This window comes from Lysinibacillus sp. DFXJR4 (assembly GCF_057196045.1).
Genome location: NZ_JBXUNW010000001.1, coordinates 1186594 through 1207331 on the forward strand (window position 1 = coordinate 1186594; position 20738 = coordinate 1207331).

Here is a 20738-nt window from a genome sequence, read left to right on the forward strand (position 1 = left end):
CCGTGTTTTTCTATTTTATCCTTTTAAGTGCTTAGCAATAATTTGCTGTAGTTTCGTTTCGATCATTGGTAAATCATGCTTGGTAATTGTGGTTCTGACATAGCTTTCGTCCATATCAAGAGCTTCTGCGAAAAAGCTGCCAATGCCTCTAACTTTACGATCTATTTGCAGCAATATTTCTGCCGAATGATTAGATTGTGATAGAAAAACAATTTCTAGCTCATCTAAATGATTTCGATATTGCCCTATCGGCACAAATTCAAATTCTTGAATAAATGGGTAGTAACCACGGAATCGAGCTGGTGCCTGTTCACATTCTGCTTCACGCAAACGAAAACCAAGTGCACTTATAGCATCTAGAATATGTGTAGCAAGCTCTGTTGGTTGGACTCGAATGTAATCCTTGTCACTTGGATCCACTGCGTTTTTAATATCAAGTCCTGTTTGTATCCATACTTGGGTTTTGCCTGCTGTTATTGGTGTTTCGAATGGTAATGTAAGTGAAATAGGGAAGGTCTTCCTCTCGCCTGCTGCAATAATAAATGGCTCTGATACTTTAATTTTTTGTAGAGCAGCTACTTCCGTATATTTATTGTCATTTGCTTCTCGAATATAGGTCGTATTGATCGATAAATAAATTGTATCGACTTGCTGTTCAACCTGCCCACCACGTACTATAATCTCGCCGCGCATAATTTCACCAGCTCTGTATGTAGTTTTCTCTAATCGTGTATCAACCGTTGCAGAGCCTACCCCAATACTTGCAAGTACATTGTTAAAAAACGACATCTGTATTCCTCCAATTGACATTAATAATTATACATACGCACATTTTTTGAAAAGGTTTCAAGATATAAAAAGTTTTCGTTATAATGTATGAAAAACAAATGGGGTGTCAGGATGGAAACAGAATGGATAAGAACATTTCTAATTGCTGCCAGAACAGAAAATTTCCGAGAAACAGCTGAACTACGATTTATTACACAATCTACAGTATCAAAGCATATACAGCATCTTGAAAAGGAATTGCAAACAACGTTATTTGATAGACAGGGGAAGCAAGTGAAACTAAATCGTTTTGGTGTTTACTTTTTTCAACAGGCAGAAAAAATGATGATGACTGTTGATGAAGGTATACACAATATGGATTCCTTTTTGCATGGTTATACATCCCATTTAACGATTGGGGTTGCACCTCAAATTGCTAATTCTACTTTACCAGCCATTATCCAAACATTTCAACAGCAGAAACCTTCCATCCAAATTTCGATTGAGCTATTAAAGTCAAATGAAATAGGAGAGGCGGTTTATACAGGGGAGGTAGATATTGGTTTATCAAAACTAACATCAACTCGAGAACTTCATACTGTCCTCCTCGCACAGGAATCACTTCAATTAATTGCTCCAATAGCAAAAAAAGAGGCAGATGCACTTACGCTTTTGCAGCAGGAAATGATTTTAACACATGAATATGCACCCTATTGGCAAGACATCCAGCAAGTATTACAACAATTTAAACGCTATAAAAGCATGCATATAAATCAAACCGAAGTTATTAAAAATTTTGTAAAGCATGGACTTGGCATTGCCTTTTTGCCAAGAAGTGTTATTGAGGATGATTACCAACAGAATTTATTACATAGCTATTCCATACAAGAATTTTCTCATATTATGTCCAATAGCTACTTTCTAGCAAAATATTTATCAGCAGATATTGACAGCTTTTTAGCAGTTTGTCACCTAATTTACGCTGATTTAGTTTGTGATTAGAAGTACAAGTTATAAAACTTTGGTTAAAGTGTCTCTGTTAAAAACACGAATCTGCATCAATTATTCATATTTACTATATATACTGGTGGTATGTAATCCGCATAAAACAAATAGGAAGACAATTTCTTCCATCTAGCCGTATAAGTTCAGGAAAGTTCCTATCAGGTGTCATCAAGCATTGTACAGTTCCAGGAGACAGGTGTTCCTGAGAAGTGCATGTGTTCAGGGAAGAACCGCAGTCAGGTATAGTGGAAAAACGCTCGGGTCCAAGGTAGAATCGCTCAGGTACAGTGGAAGTGTGCTGGTCCAAAGGAGAATTGCTCAGGTATAGCGGAAATATGCTCGGTCTCAAGAGAAAATCGCTCAGGTAAAGAGGAAAACCACTCAGGTCCAAGGTAGATTGCTCAGATACAGCGGAAAAGCGCTCGGTATCAAGAGAGAATCGCTCAGGTGTTCCCAAAAAGCGCTCGGTTCCAAGGTAGAATCGCTCAGGTGTGGCCGAAAAACGCTCAGGTCCAAGGTAGAATCGCTCAGGTAAAGCCGAAAAACGCTCAGGTCCAAGGTAGAACCGCTCAGGTACAGCGGAAAAGCGCTCGGTCCAAGGTAGAACCGCTCAGGTAAAACCGAAAACCGCTCAGGTCCAAGGTAGAACCACTCAGGCAAAGCCGAAAAACGCTCAGGTTCAAGGTAGAATCGCTCAGGTACAGCGGAAAAGCGCTCGATCCCAAGAGAGAACCGCTCAGGTGTTCCCAAAAAGCGCTCGGTTCGAAGGTAAAACCGCTCAGGTATGGCCAAAAAACGCTCAGATCCCAGAAATATTTGGGCAAATGAACATTCTTATCAATAATATAGTAGGTGTTTTATAAATGTATAATTTGATGTCAGAAATAAGCCAAATCATGAGCAATCCTATAACAGAATTTTTAAATACCTATGAGCATGCTCCATTTATAATTGCGATTTTACTTGGTATAATAGGTGCTTTAGCTCCTTGTCAATTAACAGGTAATATGAGCGCTATCACCTTTTATGGGAATCGTACTATTCAAATGAAAAGTAATTGGCAGGAAATCGTGTTTTTTATAATAGGAAAGGTTATTGTGTTTAGTTTTTTGGGCTTTTTCGCTTGGATATTTGGTCAATCCTTTGAAACAAAAATGACTGTGTATTTTCCAGTTTTTCGCCGGGCAATTGGTCCAATTATGCTAATAACGGGCTTTGTGCTTATTGGCATTTTTAAATTAAAATTTCTGAATCGAATTTCTTTACTTATTCCAACAGTGTTAAAAGAAGGGAGAATTGGCTCACTGCTAATGGGCGCTAGTTTTTCCTTAGCCTTTTGCCCAACAATGTTCGTACTTTTCTTTGTATGGCTAATGCCAACAGTTGCCTCAACTTCGTATGGCTTAGTGCTACCAGCAATTTTTGGTGTCGCAACCTCTGTGCCGCTTTTGATCATGATGGCACTGATTCATTTCTTTTATGAAAAGCGCGTCATTATGCATTTTAGCATGAAAATGGGGAAAGTCATTCAAAATGTGGCAGGTGTTATTTTAATCCTAATAGGTGTGACAGATACCATTACATACTGGGCGTTATACTGAAGGAAGCTGCCAAACTGTTATTTTATTAGCATTTGATGCAGGATTTTTGAATTTTATCTTGTACCTCAATTTCCTATCGACCAATAGAATACTACAGCTCATCACTAAAAGGTCGATTCTTCATTAATGTATTTTAAATAGATAAAAGAACGTATTGGATTATATACGTTCTTTTATAATTTTTTATTACTTTTTGATCGCAACAAAGCGTAGTCGACAATAATCAGCAACCCATTGTTGGTTCTGATAATAGTTAGGTTTTAATAGCTGCTCACATTTTACATAGATTTGCTCTTTCTCTTTTTCCGTTAAATGCTGAAGGATGTTCTGACTAAACATCACTAACCAATTACGAAGCCCGTCCTCTCCCTGAAGAGGGGTTGGTCGCTCATATAATGTAATCATAGCAACGGTAAAGCCGGCTTTCTCTAATTTAGATTGATATTCTTCTAAAGTCGGGAAATACCATGGGAAATATTCTTCCTGATATGGTAGTTGCATTTCCTCCATACTTTTTTTGAGTGCCCATACTATAGAGGCGATATTACCATCTCCACCCATTTCAGCAACAAAGCGGCCTCCTTGCTTTAGGGAATGATAAATATTTTCAATAACTTGATCTGCCTGCTTCATCCAATGAAGGGCTGCGTTTGAGAAGACAGCATCAAATTGATTCTTAATGGAGAATGTTGTAGCATCCACAGCTTGAAACTGGATGTTAGGATATTTTTGCTGTGCTGCAATTATCATGTCCTGAGAGGCATCAATTCCCTGAACGATGGCACCATGAGTTGCAATTTCGCGTGCTAAATCTCCTGTCCCACAACCAATATCCACAATCATTTCATTTTTCTGTGGTCTAAGTAGGTCCACTAAGCTTTCTCCAAATTTTGAAACAAAGTCATGCTTTTGATCGTATAAATTGGCATTCCATTTTGTTATCATTTCACTTCATCTCCTTTATTTGAGCATAACAAAGAGCTTAATTGAATAGAAATTCTAGAAAATAGCAATTTTGATTCCACTTTGGAATAAAGAGGAGACATGGAAATACAAAAAATTGTAACATCAATTGATTAGACTGTGTCAAAGTTTGGCTAGTGACCAGAATATCTAAGTTGAACCCCCTTTTTGGAACAGTATTGATTATTCCATTGTATGATCGTTGATTTTTTGTCAACATTTAAGCAACATTTGTCAACGTGAATAATATGATATAAAAAAATAAGGGATGTGGTTTAGTGAAATGGTTAATTATTTTGGCTTTTACTTTTTCATCCAGTATCGATAATTTAGGTGTAGGCCTTTCCTATGGGGTTCGAAAAATAAATGTTGCATTTGGTAAAAATTTATTAATTGCGATTATTTGTTTTCTTATGAGTATGGGCGGCATTACGTTTGGCGTTTGGCTCTCAACCATTCTTCCAGGTATGCTTCCTGTTATCATAGGAGCGTTGCTTTTATTTATTATTGGAATTCGAATTATTCTTTTGGCAAAACCACAGAATGAAATGGATAGTAACAATGAAATGCAGCCTAAAAATGTTCAAGATATTTTAAGAAATCCCGAGGAAGCCCATTTCAAAAAGTCTGGTGAGATTGGCTGGGGAGAATCTGTACTGCTCGGTGTTGCCTTATCGGCGAATGCATTAACAAATGGTGTAGGTGCCGGTTTACTGGGTCTTTCTCCTCTTATCATTTCGATAACCGCTGCTATTGGAAGTTTTATTACGGTTTGGATGGGGGTCAAATTAGGAAGTAAAGTAGCTGATGTTCGAGTCGGTACATTTACTGTAGGGCAATTTGGAACCATAATTAGCGGTGTGATTTTATTAATAATTGCATTTCTAGCTTTCTTTTAACGAATGTGTTGACAAAATGTCAACGTAATAATACACTTCTTGAGAATGGTATATTGTAAAATCACAGTAGAAAAGGCAAGGAGGTAAATTGGAAATGACTGAGACAAGAAACAATAATAATCTTGGCTTATTACTTAAAGAATTCTTGAAAGAACGTTCATTATCTATGCGAAAGTTTAGTGAACTTACTGGTATTGATACCGCTACAATTTCACGGATAATAAATAATAAGAGAAACGCAACCCCACAGCATTTAGAAAAATTTGCTGACTGCCTTGGAGTTCCTTTAATTAATCTTTTTGAAGCTGCTGGATACCCCATTGAACAAAGACAGGAGAAATCTGAATCGGATATTCATACATCTGTTGACGCAATACAGGCTCTTCTTAAGTCTTCTAATGTTTATGATGATGAATTTTCGGTGGCACAGGTTGAACAGAAACTAGAGAGCTATGGACTATTTGCGCAAACAGAGGAAGGAAAAAATACGATTGTTAAAGATTTTGATGAGAAAATTAAGAATGTAGGAAGCGTAGGTCCTTTTATAAACAAATTAAAAGAATTATATGAAAGATTCTTATCAGGGAAAGGTACACTTTTTGAACTTACCATAATTGGAAGTACATTATTATATTTTATTATTCCTGTAGATGTTTTACCAGATTATCTATTTCCAATTGGTTATTTAGATGATGCAATAGCTGTTCAACTAACTACAAAGACATTACTAAAAAAATAATATAGAGATAAATGATAGGTGGATTTAGTTATGAGAAGAAGTAAAAAGAGACGTAAATGGCTAAGAAATTTATTCTTAGCATTCGCATTAGTAATCGCAGCAGGGATTGTTTATTGGGTTTACCAATACAATAGTGGATTAGCAATGGCAGACGATGGTCCTTATAAATATGACGGAAAGACATTTGACCCATTCGAAGGTGCAGATGTTCAAGTTGGTCAGATAAATGTGCTATTAATAGGAAGTGATGCAAGAGATGAGGATGGTAGATCGGATACATTAATGATTGCACATTATGATCAAACAACCAATAATGTTAAGCTTATTTCTATTATGCGGGATACGTATGTCGAAATTCCAGATTACGGAATGAATAAAATAAATGCTGCCTTTGCTTTTGGAGGTCCTGAACTTGTAAGGAAAACAATTAAGCAAAATTTTGATCTTGATGTTAATTACTACGCTGTAGTGGATTTTAAGGGATTCCCTAAGATTATTGATCTTTTAGCACCTGATGGGATTGAGGTTGATATTCCATATGAAATGTCTCATGGAATTGGCATGACATTAAAGCCTGGAGAACAAATTTTACATGGTAATGAGCTTTTAGGCTATGTACGATTCCGCCACGATCGTCTAAGTGATTTTGGACGGGTGGAACGTCAGCAAGAAGTCTTGACTAAGGTAAAAGAACAAATCGGTGTTTCAAGCTTAATGAATTTACCAAAAATACTTGGCGTTGTAGATTCCTACATCGATACAAATGTTGAAAATAAAACAATTCTTACAATTGGAAAAGGGATCGTAAAAGGAGAATCTAAAGGTTTGGACACTTTACGCATTCCTATTGCAGGCTCTTTTGAAGATAAGCGTGTAAATGTAGGTGAAGTTTTAGATATTGATTTAGATAAAAACAAAGGTGCATTACAAGAATTTTTATCATCAGGGGACAATGATACGACTTATGTGGTTTCATCATAAGAGAATCCCTTGAACACAGAATTTCAACTTTTATAGAACAATACTTTGAACAGATCATGAAAGAATTTAAAGGTAGCTGATGATTTTGCATCAGCTACCTATCTTATTTTTCAAGCTTTGTTAATGTTTTTCCACTCCATCCAAAAATGATGGTTAAAATAGGACCTAGTAAACAGAAGAAGGTGAAGGGGAGATAAGTTACTGTAGATATATCAAGGACACTAGCAATAAATATGCCACAAACACTCCAAGGGACGAGTGGATTGACAACTGTACCAGCATCCTCCATTACACGGGAAAGGTTTTTAGGTGCAAGCCCGACCTTTGCAAACTGTGCTTTAAATGCCTCACCTGTCAATAAGATGGAAAGGTACTGTTCACCGATTAGTGTATTGATACCTACTCCTGTAATAGCAGCACCTGTGATCACGGAACCAGCGCTTCTAAAGATGTTCTCAACCTTTGCTAGAATACTTTGAATAATACCTAAAGTGAATAATAATCCGCCCATTGTCAATGCTAGTAACACTAAGGCAATAGTTGATAGCATACTGCTCATACCACCTCGTGTCAGCAATGCGTCTACTTCTTTATTACCAGTTTGAGAGACATAGCCTTCAAAAAGCATTTTGAATATAGTAGAAAGAGCAATTGGTTCTTGTATGTAGGAAAGACCTACACCGAGAATCGAAACGACTGCAAGTGTAATTAGTGCAGGCGCCTTATAAAAAGTCATTATTATAAGTACAGCAATTGGCAATAGTGTATACCAATGAATAAGTCCTGTTCCAAGTAATCCTTGTTTAAATTGCTCTACTGTATCAAATGATGTGTCTGTACCTGATGGGGATAAAATAGCATATAAAACTATGGAAATAATGAAAGCAGGAATCGTTGTCCAGCCCATATTTTTAATATGCTCGAAAAGGTCCACGCCAACTGTACCAGAGGCAAGATTAGTTGTATCTGATAGGGGAGACATTTTATCACCAAAGAAAGCCCCTGAAACAATTGCACCAGCTGTTATGGCTAAGGAGATGTCCATTGCACCAGCAATCCCCATAAATGCCACGCCGACTGTGGCAACGGTTGTTAATGAGCTTCCGACAGATATGCCGACAATGCTACAAATTAAAAAGACTATTGCAAAGAAAAAGCTAGGTGAAACGGTTAAAAAGCCATAATAGATAAGTGTAGGAATAGTGCCACCCATCATCCAGCTTGAAATTAAAATACCGATAAAGAAGAAGATGAAAACAGCTCCTAGCCCTGCACTTGCACCCGCAATCATCCCGCCTTCAAGCTCGTGAAAAGGAACTTTTTTAAGTAGTCCATAGGCAATTAAAAGTGAAATAACCAAAAATATAGGGATATGGGGAGTTGCTTTTAAATACCCAATACTAAATGCCATCATAGCGATAATTAAAAGTATGATGAAGCCTGCCTCAATAAATCGAGGGTTACTCTTCGCTTCAATTCGAAACATGCTAATCCTCCTAGTAATTACTTCTTCGCTTCAATGCGGTGAAGCCCAAAAGAATTATAGCACGCTAATTAATTTTGTCAATTGACGGAAAATTGCTATATAAATAGAATGATATTTTTTACCTCTAAAACACCTTTAATCGTATCACTTTATTGAATAAAATAATCCCAAGCATTTTTAAGAATTAATGTACATGTCATGATAATGAAAATAAAGCGCATCATTTTTGTCCCGCGTTTCAGTGCAAATTTTGAACCTAAGATGGCCCCAAAAATCATGACAAACCCAACAGGTAGTCCGTATAAAAAATTAACTTCTCCTAACAGTAAAAACATAATAAGTGCTGCTAAATTTGACGTGAAATTAAACGCTTTTGCATTGCCCGCAGCCTGTAAGAAATCATTTCCCAACATTAATAAAATAAAAATAAAAAATGAACCCGTTCCAGGTCCAAAAAAACCATCATAAAAGCCAATGACCGCAAAAGCACTGATGAAAGCGATTTTTTTAGTAGCTGTTAATATTCTCTCCTCAGGCCGCTGTCCCCAATCTTTTTTGAAAACTGTATAAGTGGTCACAAGGACGAGCATAACAATCATTAAGGGCTTTAAAATGGTAGGAGATACAAGATGGACCGTATAGGCTCCAATTAAAGAGCCGATGAAGATGAAAGGGATGATCTGTCCGATTTTTTTTAAGTCTACCTTACCAGCTCGTAAAAAAGTTAACATGCTTGTGCCATTGCTGATTGTATTGGCAAGTTTGTTTGTAGCGATAGCAGTACTGGGTGGCAGCCCAACAGCCATAAATGCAGGCAAGGAAATTAATCCTCCCCCACCAACAATCGCATTTAAAAAGGATGCGATAAAGCCAAGTACTAATAATATGGCAAGTGACAGTAAATCGATGTCCATATGTATGTTTCACATCCTTTTTATATTGTACTTATAAGAGTACTGTGAATTATTTGAAATAACAATGAAATTTCAAAATTCTATGTAAATAACGTTTACAATTCCTTAACAATTGACTGCTCAGAAAAATAGAAAGAAAAAAAGTTTTTTCAAGTATTTTTCTAAAAATAAAAGAAAAAACGGTAATATTTAAAGAAAAAACGGGTATTTTTATTATTCGATTTCCAACGTTTTCAACTTGGAAAAGAGCTTGAAATGAATTGTGGCAATTTTAATATTACATTTTTGTAAATTCAACTCGTTTATGTTTAAAAATCTGTAGAATTGTGTAAAAGTTTTGTTATGATGATTGCAGAAATCGACAATTTATTCAACAGGAGGAACATCATGTTCAACTCAAACAAGCAAGATCCATTTTTTAAGGCATTATTGAATATCTCGAAAAATGTCAATGAAGGTATTTACTTTGCACATAATGCACGTATTCAAGATATAGATGCGCTAAAAGAAATTGCAGATACAATGAAGCAATATGAAACAAGTGGCGATAAATTAATTCATGAGCTTATTGTGATGCTAAATAAATCATTTATGACACCTATTGAACGTGAAGACATTTTAGCACTTGCTAATAAATTGGATGATGTAATAGATGGCATGGAGGGCTGTATTGCTCATTTTAATATGTATAATTTAACAGAAGTAACAGAGCCGATGCGTCAATTCCTCACATATATTGCAAAAAGTACAGATGAAATGGTACAAGCGATGGAGCTTTTAAATAGTAAGAAACTTGTTGAAATGCGTAAACATGCTATTCAAATTAAGGACTATGAGCGTGAATGCGATGAAATTTTCCGTTCTTCCATGAAGCAATTATTTATTCAAGAAAAAGATCCAATGCGTATCATCGTGTTTAAAGATATTTATGAGCAATTTGAAGATATAGCAGACAGCTGTCAAACAGTAGCAAACACAATTGAGACAATAATTATGCGCAACGCGTAAGATGGAGTGTAGGAAATGGATACAATATTACTAATAACAATATTAGTCGTTTTATTCGCACTTGTGTTCGATTTTATTAACGGCTTCCATGATACAGCCAACGCGATTGCAACTTCTGTATCAACAAGGGCTTTAAAGCCGCGGACAGCAGTATATATGGCTGCGGTGATGAACTTCGTTGGAGCAATTACTTTTGTTGGGGTTGCCAAAGCACTCACAAAAGATATAGTGGACCCGTTTAGCTTAAATGCCTATGATGGTGATATTACTGGCTCTGTTGTGATTTTAGCAGCCTTATTATCTGCTATTACGTGGAATTTGCTAACATGGTATTTTGGCATTCCATCGAGTTCTTCTCATACATTAATTGGATCTGTTGCAGGAGCAGCGATTGCCGCAGCAGGATTTGATGTTTTGAACTATGCAGGCTTTATTAAAATTATTCAAGCACTTATTTTTTCACCATTGCTTGCGTTTGCAGCAGGTTTCCTGATGATGACCTTATTAAAAGTACTCTTTAAGGATATGAATCTATATCGCACGAATAAAGGTTTCCGAACAATGCAAATTGGTACTGCCGCTCTACAATCATTTACACATGGTACAAATGATGCTCAAAAGGCGATGGGAATTATTACACTCGCTTTAATTGCGGGTGGCTTGCATCAGGGCGATGATATTCCTTTCTGGGTACGTTTCGCAGCGGCATGTGCAATGGGTCTTGGTACTTCTGTAGGTGGTTATAAAATCATCAAAACAGTTGGTGGAAAGATTATGAAAATTCGTCCAGTGAATGGTGTGGCAGCAGATTTAGCTTCTGCATCGATTATCTTTGGGGCGACATTAATTCATTTACCAGTATCAACAACACATGTGATTTCTTCATCTATCATGGGAGTTGGAACAGCACATCGTGTAAAGGGTGTAAAATGGGGCATGGCACGTAAAATCGTGACAACATGGGTCATCACAATGCCAATTTCTGCGGTGATGGCTGGAGCTATTTACTTTATCTTAAGTTTATTTTTCTAATAAGAATGAGAGAATGCACAATTTGGGTGCATTCTTTTTTTGTTTTAATTGGATGGATAGAACCATTAAAGTGACGGATAGAATCTTCAAATTGATGGATAGAGAGATGAAACTGACGGATAGAAAGCTAAAGTATTGTAGCTTGTGGAAACGTGAAAATCGATTTATGGTAATTATAAAGAAAGTATAAAGTTTAAAAAGTTAAGCCATTTACATAGTAAGGTTATTACAGGAGGAAAACAGATGAGAGAAAAGCTATTACTAATTGAGGATGATACGGCGATTGGACGTATTGTAAAGGATACGCTTGAGCAGGAGGGCTATCAAATTACTTGGGCAACTACAGGGCTTGAGGGAATTGCTGATTTTCAAAATGATTCATTCGATTTAGTGCTCGTTGACTGGATGTTACCTGAAATGGATGGGCTTACGGTGTGCCAAAATATTCGCTGGGAAAGCGAAGTGCCTATTTTAATGATGAGTGCGCGTAACGAAGAGGCAGATAAGGTGGAAGGCTTGCAGGGAGCTGATGATTATATCGCAAAGCCCTTTAGCTTAGAGGAATTAAAAGCACGGGTTGCCTCACATCTACGTCGCTGGAAACGTTATAACAAACAAGAGGTAGTGGAGGATATAAATACCTTTTCCCATGGTTTAAAAATTGATTGGCAAACAGAAACAGCGTGTCTCCATAATGAGGAATTGACATTGACACAAAAGGAGTTTGCCCTGCTTAAGCTGCTTGCCAAAAATCCAGGTCAAACCTTTTCAAAGGAGGAACTTTATCAGCATATTTGGCAACAAGCGAGTGTAGATGAGACGCATACTGTGACGGTCCATGTTAAAGAATTGCGTGAAAAGCTTAAAGATCCAGTAAAAACGCCTCATTATATTCAAACAGTATGGGGTAAGGGGTATCGCTTTATTGGTGAACCATTATGAAAATTAAAACTTGGCTACTCATTACCTTCTTCCTCGTAATGATTTTACCAGTCACAGGTGCATATAGCCTTTATGTATGGATTAACGGCTATTATCATGATAAAAACTTTACTGAGTATTTTGAAAAGTGGACAGAGTTGAATCATATTAAATCTGTGCTCAATAACACGAAGTACTATAAAAAAAATGCTGATATGAAAGATGTAGCAGCATTAACAAATGATCAGCTTGCGATAACACTTTACTCGAAAACAGGCATTGTTTTGTATTCCTCAAATCCAATAACTTCGGGATTTGCTGCAAAAGAACAAATGTTTAAAGATTTATACGAATTAAAACAAAAGTATAACGCCTTTACGTATAAAGAACCTGTTTATCAAAAAGGAGAACTGCTCGGTATTTATGAAATTCATTTAGTAAGAACGGACTGGGTACAAGGCGTACAAAATCGCTCTTGGTTTGTCCTAGCTGGCTCAATAGTACTGTTTCTTCTAATATACGTGGCAGCTATGTTGCTACTGCATCAAAAATTAAATCGTCCGCTAAAAGAACTAATGAGACAAATGCGTGCCTTTGCTAAGGGAGAGCAGGTGACATCTGACTTAGGGATTAGAAAAGATGAAATCGGTGAACTTGCGCAAGCCTTTCTTACGATGCAGAACGAAATTGAACGGGCACGCACTCACTTAAAAACTGAACAACAGCAGAAGGAGCTTATGATAGCTAGTATTTCACATGATTTAAAAACACCACTTACCTCCATTCAGGCATATGCAGAGTCTTTGCAAAATAAAACCCTATCAGAAAAGCAGCAGTATGAATATCGAGAGATTATTTTAACAAAGGCTGACATGATGAAGCATATGTTGGAGGATTTGATGATGTATACATTACTTCAATCTTCAAGCTATGATTTAGAACTAGTGACGGTTGATGGGGCAGAGTTTTTTGAGATGGTCTTGTCAGATTACGAACCACTTTGTGAGGATCAGGGCTTTACGCTTGATGTTCATTGTCAAGTAGATGGTCAATATGCTGTGCATCCTAAGCAGCTTCAGCGGGTAATCGATAATTTAATGAGTAATGCCTGGCGCTATGGGAAAGTAGGGACCACAATAGGTTTAGCAGCCGTAAATGCTGGGAAGTGTCCTACATGGTGCTTTGATTTTGTAAAATCTGTCCTAACAAAGCAGGAAGGGTGCTATGTGATTGTACAAAATAGCGGTCAAGGGATTCATAAAGAGGAGATTGAGAAATTATTTGAGCCAATGTACCAGGCAGATACGGCACGAACAAAGGCAGGAGACCGTGGTACAGGGCTTGGCTTAAATATTGCGAAACAAATCATAGAAAAACACGGTGGAACAATTGAGCTTGTATCAAAAGAAGGCTTTGGAACAGCTGTACTATGCTGGATTCCGACATTTAAAGGAGAGAATTGATGATGAATTGGAAAAAAACTTTACGTGCAGCAGGTTTAGTTGCCGCACTAACATTTAGCTTAGTAGGTTGTAATACGGAGGCATCGTATTCACCACAGGAAATTATTGATCAAGCGTTACAGGAAACGAAAGAACCACTTACTTTTTACGGCGAATTTACAATGGATTTGGGCGAGGCAGGTGGAACAGCTCATGTCAAGGAGTGGTCTAAGGAGGGTAAACGACGTATTGATATGACAACTGAAAATGGAGAACATGTCATTTCTATCAATAACGGTTCTGAAATTATGATGTATGATGTTGTTGAAAAAACAGCACAGAAGATGAAATATACAGAGGGTGACTTGGACAGTCTACAATCACCGAGAGATCAGGCAAAATTGTTATTTAATATGGTGAAGGATACACATGATGTGAAGATTGCCGGCGAAGAGAAAATTGCAGGTAGAGATACGTATAAAGTGGTAGCAAAAGTAAAAAAGGAAGATACACTAACTGGTGACATGGAAGTATGGATTGATAAAAAAACATGGCTAACATTAAAAACCGTAACGAATAGTGCAGGAAGTAAATTGACTGTGGAGTATACCAAAATTGATGTTAATGCGAAAATCGATGACACGCAATTTACAGTGGATGTTCCAGATGATGTTGAAATAGAAGAAATAACGACACAGGAACCTGAGGTAGTAACACTAGATGTAGTGAAAGAGCAGCTTGGTGAATTTCTAATGATCCCAGAAGAAAATGGTATTGCATTAACGACAATTCAGGATATGAAGGTGGAGGAACGTCCAGAGTTTTCATTTGATTATCAGAAAGATGAACAGCCTGCTTTCTCAGTTTCAGTGTTTAAAATGACAGAAAGTTATACGGAGTTTGGTGGCATTCAAGATGAGAAACCGATTGAGGTGCGTGGGCAGCAAGGTACCTACATGGAGTTAGGCGAATTTTTAACGATTAGCTGGCAGGAAAATGGCTACCAATACAATATCATTAGAGAAAATCCAGAGCTAACAAAAGAAGACTTAGTCGCATATGCCAATCAAATGACCATCAATAAATGAGGTGAAAGGTATGAAGCGCAATGAGTGTATAAAATGTCTCGCATTGTTCTTATTTAGCACAGTTTTTTTATATGGTGTAGGTGAAACATATGATGTGTCATGGCTGCAATTTCATTTCTTTGGTGACTTCAATGAGGAGGGGTTTTATTTCAGCTTTAGCTCTCTCCTGCCTGTATTAGGTGGCATATTAATTGTAGCCTTATATGAAACGCTGTTTAAGCGATTTATTTAATAAATTTTGAAAATCCATTCTGTTATAGAGTGGATTTTTATTTTAATGTAATAGGTAAAAATCGCTTGGGAGGATTGTGAATGACACTGGAAATCGACTATTTTACTTTACATCCTAGAGAGGGTGTTTTTACGATGTTTGCAAAGCCGAGGTTCCAAAAAATTAAATTGTTTAGATGGGGATATTTACCATGCAATATCCAGAAGAAAAAATAGCTTTCCTAGGTATATAGCGATGCTACAATCTTGTCAACTTATTATCGATTTTCATGCAAGTGCAGCATATGGATATCCCATATAATACTATAGGAGAGTTTACCATGCTAATCTAAAAAAGGTTTACATGTACTGTCAAAAAGGCTAAAAAATCCACGTTTTTTAAAGTGGATTTTTTATTTTCATTCAGCAAATGTTTTGAAAGCAAAGCGGCAGCTACAATTATGCCGAGGTGAAATTGATTTTAAGCTATTTGCTGTAAATGTGTTTTCTTAAAGCCTTCATCATATTTTAAGCCATAGCCAAGCGCACGATCTAAAAAGATATGGGCTAGCCAAATAATCGATGCCATTAGAGGTAGTGTAGACATCATGCCAAAGCCAATCATCATTAGAATAGTTGGCAATATTAAGCTATGACCTAAATTGTAAAATAAAGCCCCAACTTTAGTGTTGACAGTATAGCCGAGCATACTAAGATCAGGAAGCAATAAAAATAAGAAAAAATAGAATAATGAAAAGTCAAACTGCCAATAGAAAAATAGACTGATTAAAAATGCTAGTAAATATTCAAGAGAAATGATTCTACGTAGTTTCATAATGACCACGCCCTTCCTGTAATTTTTTATACAAATCTTCGATGAGCGAGGCGATTACCACTTGATTTTCTGCATACTTTCCATCAGCCATCAAGGTCTTCGCAAGCTGTAAGGATTGGAGTGCTTGCTGATAAAACAATAATTGCTGTTCAATATGAGCGATTTTTGTAGAGAATAACTGAACGGTTTCTTGATTGCAGGATTCAGAAACAGGCTTTTGTTCAAGCATGAGTAATTGCTTGATTTCTTGTAATGTAAAGCCAAGCTGTCTTAATACTAGGATTAATTTAATCGTATTTTCACAAGTGTCATCATACACACGATAGCCATTGTCTAGTTTATGTGGATACAGTAGCCCTTCCTTCTCGTAGTAGCGCACTGTATCGGTTGTTAATTGATATTTCTCAGCAAATTGTTTAATTTTCATCTAACTACCTCCTGAATTTATCCTAACATTGGAGTGCACTCCAAGGTCAAGAAAATATTAATTAGAAAGTGAAACGGTCATTAATTGGCAGTCGTTTATAGTGTAAGAGGGGGAGGTGAACGGCATACTTGAAAAAATAATCGATGAACATGCAGAGCATTTACTTCGTCTCGCCTATTTCTACGTGAAAAATAGGCATGTTGCAGAGGACATTGTACAGGAGACCTTTATCAAATTTTCACAGCATGACTATGAGGAGCGTGGGCAGCTTCGAGCATATTTATCCACATTAACCATTAATAAAAGTAAGGATTATTTAAAAAGCTGGCATTATAAAAAACTAATTTTTCAGGAAAAGATTCTTCCAGTGCAGGCAAAAAAACAGCGCGATGAGCTGATTGAAGCGGAGGAAAGATCACATATAGGGGCAGCTATCTTAAAACTACCGTTATCCTATAGAGAGCCCATCATCCTGTACTATTATGAAGAAATGAAGATTGCTGAAATAGCACAGGTTCTAGGGATTGTAGAAAATACTGTGAAAACAAGGCTGAAAAGGGCAAGGGAAGCCCTGAAGCCACATTTAAAGCAGGAAGAATGGGAGGTGCTTGGGCATGAATGAATGGCAAAAGGAATTAGTAAAGGTAGCCGGTGAAATGTCAACGAGTAAGGAGCGTATCAAAAAACGCATCCTAAGACAGCAGCCTACCAAACAAAAAAAGCCCATTCGTTTCGCACTATTGACTTCAGTTGTGACTTTATGCTTAGCAGGATTTGTGATGGTGCAGCTGTTAAATAAGGATACGCAGCAGGCAACACAGATGTTTAACGAGAAGCAGTTTGAGCACTTTGAACATGTTGTATATTTGATGTGGCCAGAACAAGGTGAGGAATTTTCTAAGAGAGAGGCCTATCAAAAATATGAGCAGCTAGTTGCCTATTATTATTTTGCAAAATCAATAGGCATAACATCTACTAAGGAAGAGTTAGAGGCGGAAAAAAAGGCACGCTATGACGAGCTTGTCATGCTACAAGATTCTCCTCAATATGTGGAGCTTTTTCAGGGGCTAGGGCTAAAACAATATTTTAAGACGTATATTGAGCCCATGATACCGTTTTATGCAGCGAGAAAAGAGATGAATGCATTTTATGAAAAAAAATATCCAACCTTAGCTAGAACAGCCGATCAAATCGCTGCAAGGGACGCCCTTCGTTATTTTCAAACCCATTTTGCTGAACAATCAATAGCGTTTCAAGAAAAAATGGGCATCGTCAATCGTACACACTCACAAGGCTCCATTTACGTAGGAACAGTCATTAAAATAGAGGATAATGCTTTTTTATTTGTGGAGGGTGCCATTCCTGAGGATCTGACAAAGCTGTCGGAGGAACAAATTATGAAGAAATATAATAATGCAACATGGTATCCAATCTTGGATGATTCTCCTGTCAAGGTAGGAGATTACATTTCATTAGAATCACCAGGAAGTATGTCATATGAAGAAAATGGTGTAGAGGTTACAAATGGCTTTTTAAACAGTATTGAATGGATTGAGCCTACTGTAACGAAGAAACTTTCTATTCAAAATGAACAGGAAATCATTCAATTTTTCCAGCAAACAGATTGGCAGCCGCCAGATAATTATAAAAAGATGAACCATCCTCCAGCGTATTCTTTTATGCTAGAGGGAGTAAGAGTTGATGTTTGGTTCAGCTATGGCCAAACACTTTATCTTCAAAAACTGGAATCTGGTACTATCCATCTTAATCAGAAAAGATCGGAGCAATTAAAGGCAATATTAGGTTTACAGGAATCGTAGCAAGTCTCTAAAACGAGGCTTGTTTTTTTATTGGCAGAAAATTATAGTTTTGTGTACTGATATCATTAGTAGGCTCAAAGGATTTTATTTAGGTTAAATAATTTTTAGGAGGATATATTCAGTTTGATTTTTATTTGGGTTAAATTACTCATTAATTTGAAAATAAATGAGTCCAAAGAATTGTAATATTTTATTAAGCGGGGTAGTATTAAAGGTGTAAGGGGTTAAAATGAGGAGGGGCGGTATGAATACACAGGAGTTTGAAGAACTATGGATTACGCTAAATGAATTATATAATGCGAATCGCTTTTTAGAATATATCGAATTAAGTAGTGCCGCAATCGAAAGTGCTATTATGATAGAGATGTATGATAAAGCAATCCTTTTATTACGGTATCGCTGTGCCAGTTATTTTCAAACAGGTGATTTGCAGGTTTCCATCAGTGTGCTTGAGCAATATCGTGAATTAACCTTTCAATACGGCAATGACATTGATGTAATTCACTATTATATTTTAGCGGCCATTTATTGGGGAACATTTGGTCATTTAAAAAAATCTGAGGAGCTTATGCTAAAGGGACTTAAAATTGCTGAACGCATTCAACATGTAGAAAGCATGGGAAAAATTTATAATAATCTAAGTGATTTAGAAATTGCATTAGGAAGCTATCAAACAGCAAAAGAATTCGCATTAAAGAGTTTATATTATGCAAATGCTTTTGAGACAAAGCATGATAATCCATATACAGGAATTATCCATCCCAAAATAAACTTAGCCGTTGCGCAAATTTGGCTAGAAGAATTTGAAAAAGCACATGAAGTCTTACAAGAGCTACTCTCGACTATTCAGAAACCTCCGTATTCCAAAGTTCAGTTGGAGATTATGAATGCCAATGCTTTACTTTATGAAAAACAGGGTCGTATTGGAGAGGCCATCGATTTATATCAAAAATCAAAGCACTATGCCCTCCAAAATAATGATCTTGCTTTGCTACAAACCATTTACGATTCTTTAGTGAAGCTAATTGAGGAACAGGGGAATAAAGTAATATTGTGTGCGATTCAGAAGGAATATATTAATATTTTGCTAGAAATTCAACGAGAAAATTATACACATGTGTTATTTGAAATGGAGTATAATGACGAGAAAAAGCAACTAGAAAAATCCTCTTATATTGACCCATTAACGAATATCTATAATCGACGTTATTTTGATGAGAACGCAGAAAAGATGGTGCAGAAAGCTGCAACTAAAAAACAGCAGTTAGCATTAATAATGGTTGATCTAGATCATTTTAAAGCCATTAATGATAGGAATGGTCATTTGTTTGGTGATGATGCACTAACGATTACAGCTACAACATTAAAGGAATTTTTCCAACCCTTTGAATCAATCGTTGCGCGTTTTGGAGGAGATGAATTTATTGTTCTTAGTCAAATAAAGTTGGGGGAATCTGCCCAAACATTGGCGGAAAATCTCTATAAAAAATTAGCATCTTTATCTTTAGTCATAAAAGATGAAGCGATTCATTTAGCGTTTAGTATTGGCGTGAGCACCAATAACAAGGGGCAGGTAACAAAAGTCGATGAGCTTATTCATCAGGCTGATACCGCCCTCTATGCCTCAAAACGCAATGGTCGCAATCAAATTACTGTTTTTAAACAACATATTGATATTGGAAATGATTGATAACAATAAGGTGGTTTTTTGAAAGCTTGAATGTAAGCGCTGTCTATAAAGTTAAAATCTGTTTGTTTTCACGGGTTACACGCTGAGAGCTTACAGATTTTTTTATTGTCTAAATGCAATGAAACACCTTTTTAAAAATTGGTTTCTAATTTCTCTAAAGAATATTGTAAATGAAATCAGTTGTATGCTACTATGAAATTAAATAGACAGACAGTCGGTCTATCGAGAGGGGTTATTTCATGAGAACGATAAAAAAAGCACAAGAACGTAGAAATGAAATTCTTGATGCAGCAGAGGAGCTATTTAACCAGAAGGGCTTTGATGGTACTAGTACAAACGATATTCTTGAGAAGGTCGGAATTGCACGAGGAACACTGTATTATCACTTTAAGTCAAAAGAGGATATTATGGACGCATTAATTGATCGAATGACAGATACGATTTTAGAGGCGGCAAAAGAAATTGGCGCAAATAAAAGTATCCCAGTTAATGAGCGAATGATTCGAGTTGTAATGGCTTTGAATATTAGCGGGGGAAACGGTAAGGAAATCATGGAGCATATTCATAAACCTCAGAATGCGTTGATGCACCAAAAAATTCAAAAAATCATTCTCAACAATGTGCCATCTATTCTGGCGGATATCATTCGTGAAGGCATTGAGCAGGGATTATTTAACACACAATATCCGTACGAATGCATGGAAATGATAGTGGCCTATACGAATACCGTTTTTGATGATGAAATGGTTCATTTAACAGATGAAGAACGCACTTCTCGAATAGTGGCGTTAGTATTCAATGTAGAGAGACTGCTGGGTGTTGAAAATGGAAGTCTCATGTATATGATGAGGATGTTTGCCAATGGAAATGAAAACAGTGAATAATAATTCTTTTGCGCAGGGCATTCTT

At 36.7% G+C, this 20738-nt stretch carries 22 protein-coding genes; 16 read left to right on the forward strand and 6 right to left on the reverse strand.

The window, feature by feature from the left end; all coding sequences use genetic code 11:
* Positions 1–15 precede the first annotated feature (15 nt).
* Positions 16–789 carry a sporulation protein gene (locus tag AC2CGN_RS05995; protein WP_429987064.1) on the reverse strand — a complete coding sequence of 258 codons (774 nt, stop codon included), beginning with the start codon at positions 787–789 and terminating at the stop codon, positions 16–18.
* 111 nt (positions 790–900) lie between these two features.
* Here AC2CGN_RS05995 and AC2CGN_RS06000 point away from each other — a divergent pair, with 111 nt between their 5' ends.
* Both AC2CGN_RS06000 and AC2CGN_RS06005 read left to right on the forward strand, forming a co-directional pair.
* A complete protein-coding gene (locus tag AC2CGN_RS06000; protein WP_484512693.1) occupies positions 901–1770 on the forward strand; it encodes a LysR family transcriptional regulator in 870 nt (289 codons plus the stop codon).
* An 866-nt stretch (positions 1771–2636) separates the two neighbouring features.
* Positions 2637–3374, forward strand: a complete 738-nt coding sequence (locus tag AC2CGN_RS06005; protein WP_429981391.1) for an urease accessory protein UreH domain-containing protein — start codon at positions 2637–2639, stop codon at positions 3372–3374.
* A gap of 186 nt (positions 3375–3560) precedes the next feature.
* Here AC2CGN_RS06005 and AC2CGN_RS06010 read toward each other — a convergent pair whose 3' ends face one another.
* Complete coding sequence (locus tag AC2CGN_RS06010) at positions 3561–4319, reverse strand: class I SAM-dependent methyltransferase (protein ID WP_429987068.1); 759 nt, start codon at positions 4317–4319, stop codon at positions 3561–3563.
* A 296-nt stretch (positions 4320–4615) separates the two neighbouring features.
* Here AC2CGN_RS06010 and ytaF point away from each other — a divergent pair, with 296 nt between their 5' ends.
* The 3 genes from ytaF (at position 4616) to AC2CGN_RS06025 (ending at position 6956) form a co-directional block, all read left to right on the forward strand.
* Positions 4616–5236, forward strand: a complete 621-nt coding sequence (gene ytaF / locus AC2CGN_RS06015) for a sporulation membrane protein YtaF (RefSeq protein ID WP_429981393.1) — start codon at positions 4616–4618, stop codon at positions 5234–5236.
* Positions 5237–5330: 94 nt separating this feature from the next.
* On the forward strand, positions 5331–5975 hold the full coding sequence (locus AC2CGN_RS06020) for a helix-turn-helix domain-containing protein (protein ID WP_484512696.1): 645 nt from the start codon (positions 5331–5333) through the stop codon (positions 5973–5975).
* 30 nt (positions 5976–6005) lie between these two features.
* Positions 6006–6956, forward strand: a complete 951-nt coding sequence (locus AC2CGN_RS06025; protein ID WP_286926426.1) for an LCP family protein — start codon at positions 6006–6008, stop codon at positions 6954–6956.
* 103 nt (positions 6957–7059) lie between these two features.
* Here the strand turns inward: AC2CGN_RS06025 and nhaC are convergent, their stop codons facing one another.
* Both nhaC and AC2CGN_RS06035 read right to left on the reverse strand, forming a co-directional pair.
* Positions 7060–8442 (reverse strand): Na+/H+ antiporter NhaC, encoded by a 1383-nt coding sequence (nhaC, locus tag AC2CGN_RS06030; RefSeq protein ID WP_429981395.1) that lies wholly within the window; start codon positions 8440–8442, stop codon positions 7060–7062.
* A 149-nt stretch (positions 8443–8591) separates the two neighbouring features.
* Entirely contained in the window at positions 8592–9356 is a 765-nt protein-coding gene (locus AC2CGN_RS06035) for a sulfite exporter TauE/SafE family protein (RefSeq protein ID WP_429985074.1), read from the reverse strand.
* A 387-nt stretch (positions 9357–9743) separates the two neighbouring features.
* On the opposite strand from AC2CGN_RS06035, the gene AC2CGN_RS06040 reads away from it, so the two are divergent.
* The 7 genes from AC2CGN_RS06040 (at position 9744) to AC2CGN_RS06070 (ending at position 15294) form a co-directional block, all read left to right on the forward strand.
* Complete coding sequence (locus AC2CGN_RS06040; protein ID WP_429981396.1) at positions 9744–10364, forward strand: DUF47 domain-containing protein; 621 nt, start codon at positions 9744–9746, stop codon at positions 10362–10364.
* A 15-nt stretch (positions 10365–10379) separates the two neighbouring features.
* Entirely contained in the window at positions 10380–11396 is a 1017-nt protein-coding gene (locus AC2CGN_RS06045; protein ID WP_286926422.1) for an inorganic phosphate transporter, read from the forward strand.
* A gap of 243 nt (positions 11397–11639) precedes the next feature.
* Positions 11640–12338 (forward strand): response regulator transcription factor, encoded by a 699-nt coding sequence (locus AC2CGN_RS06050; RefSeq protein ID WP_429990443.1) that lies wholly within the window; start codon positions 11640–11642, stop codon positions 12336–12338.
* Entirely contained in the window at positions 12335–13780 is a 1446-nt protein-coding gene (locus AC2CGN_RS06055; RefSeq protein WP_484512699.1) for a HAMP domain-containing sensor histidine kinase, read from the forward strand. Before AC2CGN_RS06050 ends, AC2CGN_RS06055 begins: the two co-directional genes overlap by 4 nt.
* Positions 13781–13782: 2 nt before the next feature.
* Positions 13783–14847, forward strand: coding sequence for a LolA family protein (locus AC2CGN_RS06060; RefSeq protein ID WP_484512701.1), 1065 nt, complete (start codon positions 13783–13785; stop codon positions 14845–14847).
* Between the two features lie 10 nt (positions 14848–14857).
* Positions 14858–15079 carry a hypothetical protein gene (locus tag AC2CGN_RS06065; protein WP_054771675.1) on the forward strand — a complete coding sequence of 74 codons (222 nt, stop codon included), beginning with the start codon at positions 14858–14860 and terminating at the stop codon, positions 15077–15079.
* Positions 15080–15159: 80 nt separating this feature from the next.
* Positions 15160–15294, forward strand: coding sequence for a hypothetical protein (locus AC2CGN_RS06070; protein WP_429981400.1), 135 nt, complete (start codon positions 15160–15162; stop codon positions 15292–15294).
* A 244-nt stretch (positions 15295–15538) separates the two neighbouring features.
* Here the strand turns inward: AC2CGN_RS06070 and AC2CGN_RS06075 are convergent, their stop codons facing one another.
* Together AC2CGN_RS06075 and AC2CGN_RS06080 are read right to left on the reverse strand one after the other, a co-directional pair.
* Positions 15539–15892 carry a DUF4260 family protein gene (locus AC2CGN_RS06075; protein WP_286926418.1) on the reverse strand — a complete coding sequence of 118 codons (354 nt, stop codon included), beginning with the start codon at positions 15890–15892 and terminating at the stop codon, positions 15539–15541.
* On the reverse strand, positions 15879–16319 hold the full coding sequence (locus AC2CGN_RS06080) for a MerR family transcriptional regulator (RefSeq protein ID WP_286926417.1): 441 nt from the start codon (positions 16317–16319) through the stop codon (positions 15879–15881). The genes AC2CGN_RS06075 and AC2CGN_RS06080 overlap by 14 nt, the downstream gene beginning before the upstream one ends.
* A gap of 115 nt (positions 16320–16434) precedes the next feature.
* On the opposite strand from AC2CGN_RS06080, the gene AC2CGN_RS06085 reads away from it, so the two are divergent.
* From AC2CGN_RS06085 to AC2CGN_RS06100, 4 genes are all read left to right on the forward strand, one after another.
* Complete coding sequence (locus AC2CGN_RS06085; RefSeq protein ID WP_283872017.1) at positions 16435–16941, forward strand: sigma-70 family RNA polymerase sigma factor; 507 nt, start codon at positions 16435–16437, stop codon at positions 16939–16941.
* Complete coding sequence (locus tag AC2CGN_RS06090) at positions 16934–18139, forward strand: hypothetical protein (protein WP_484512704.1); 1206 nt, start codon at positions 16934–16936, stop codon at positions 18137–18139. The genes AC2CGN_RS06085 and AC2CGN_RS06090 overlap by 8 nt, the downstream gene beginning before the upstream one ends.
* Positions 18140–18383: 244 nt before the next feature.
* Positions 18384–19829, forward strand: coding sequence for a tetratricopeptide repeat-containing diguanylate cyclase (locus AC2CGN_RS06095; RefSeq protein ID WP_484512706.1), 1446 nt, complete (start codon positions 18384–18386; stop codon positions 19827–19829).
* A 239-nt stretch (positions 19830–20068) separates the two neighbouring features.
* Positions 20069–20713 (forward strand): TetR/AcrR family transcriptional regulator, encoded by a 645-nt coding sequence (locus AC2CGN_RS06100; RefSeq protein ID WP_429981404.1) that lies wholly within the window; start codon positions 20069–20071, stop codon positions 20711–20713.
* Positions 20714–20738 lie beyond the last annotated feature (25 nt).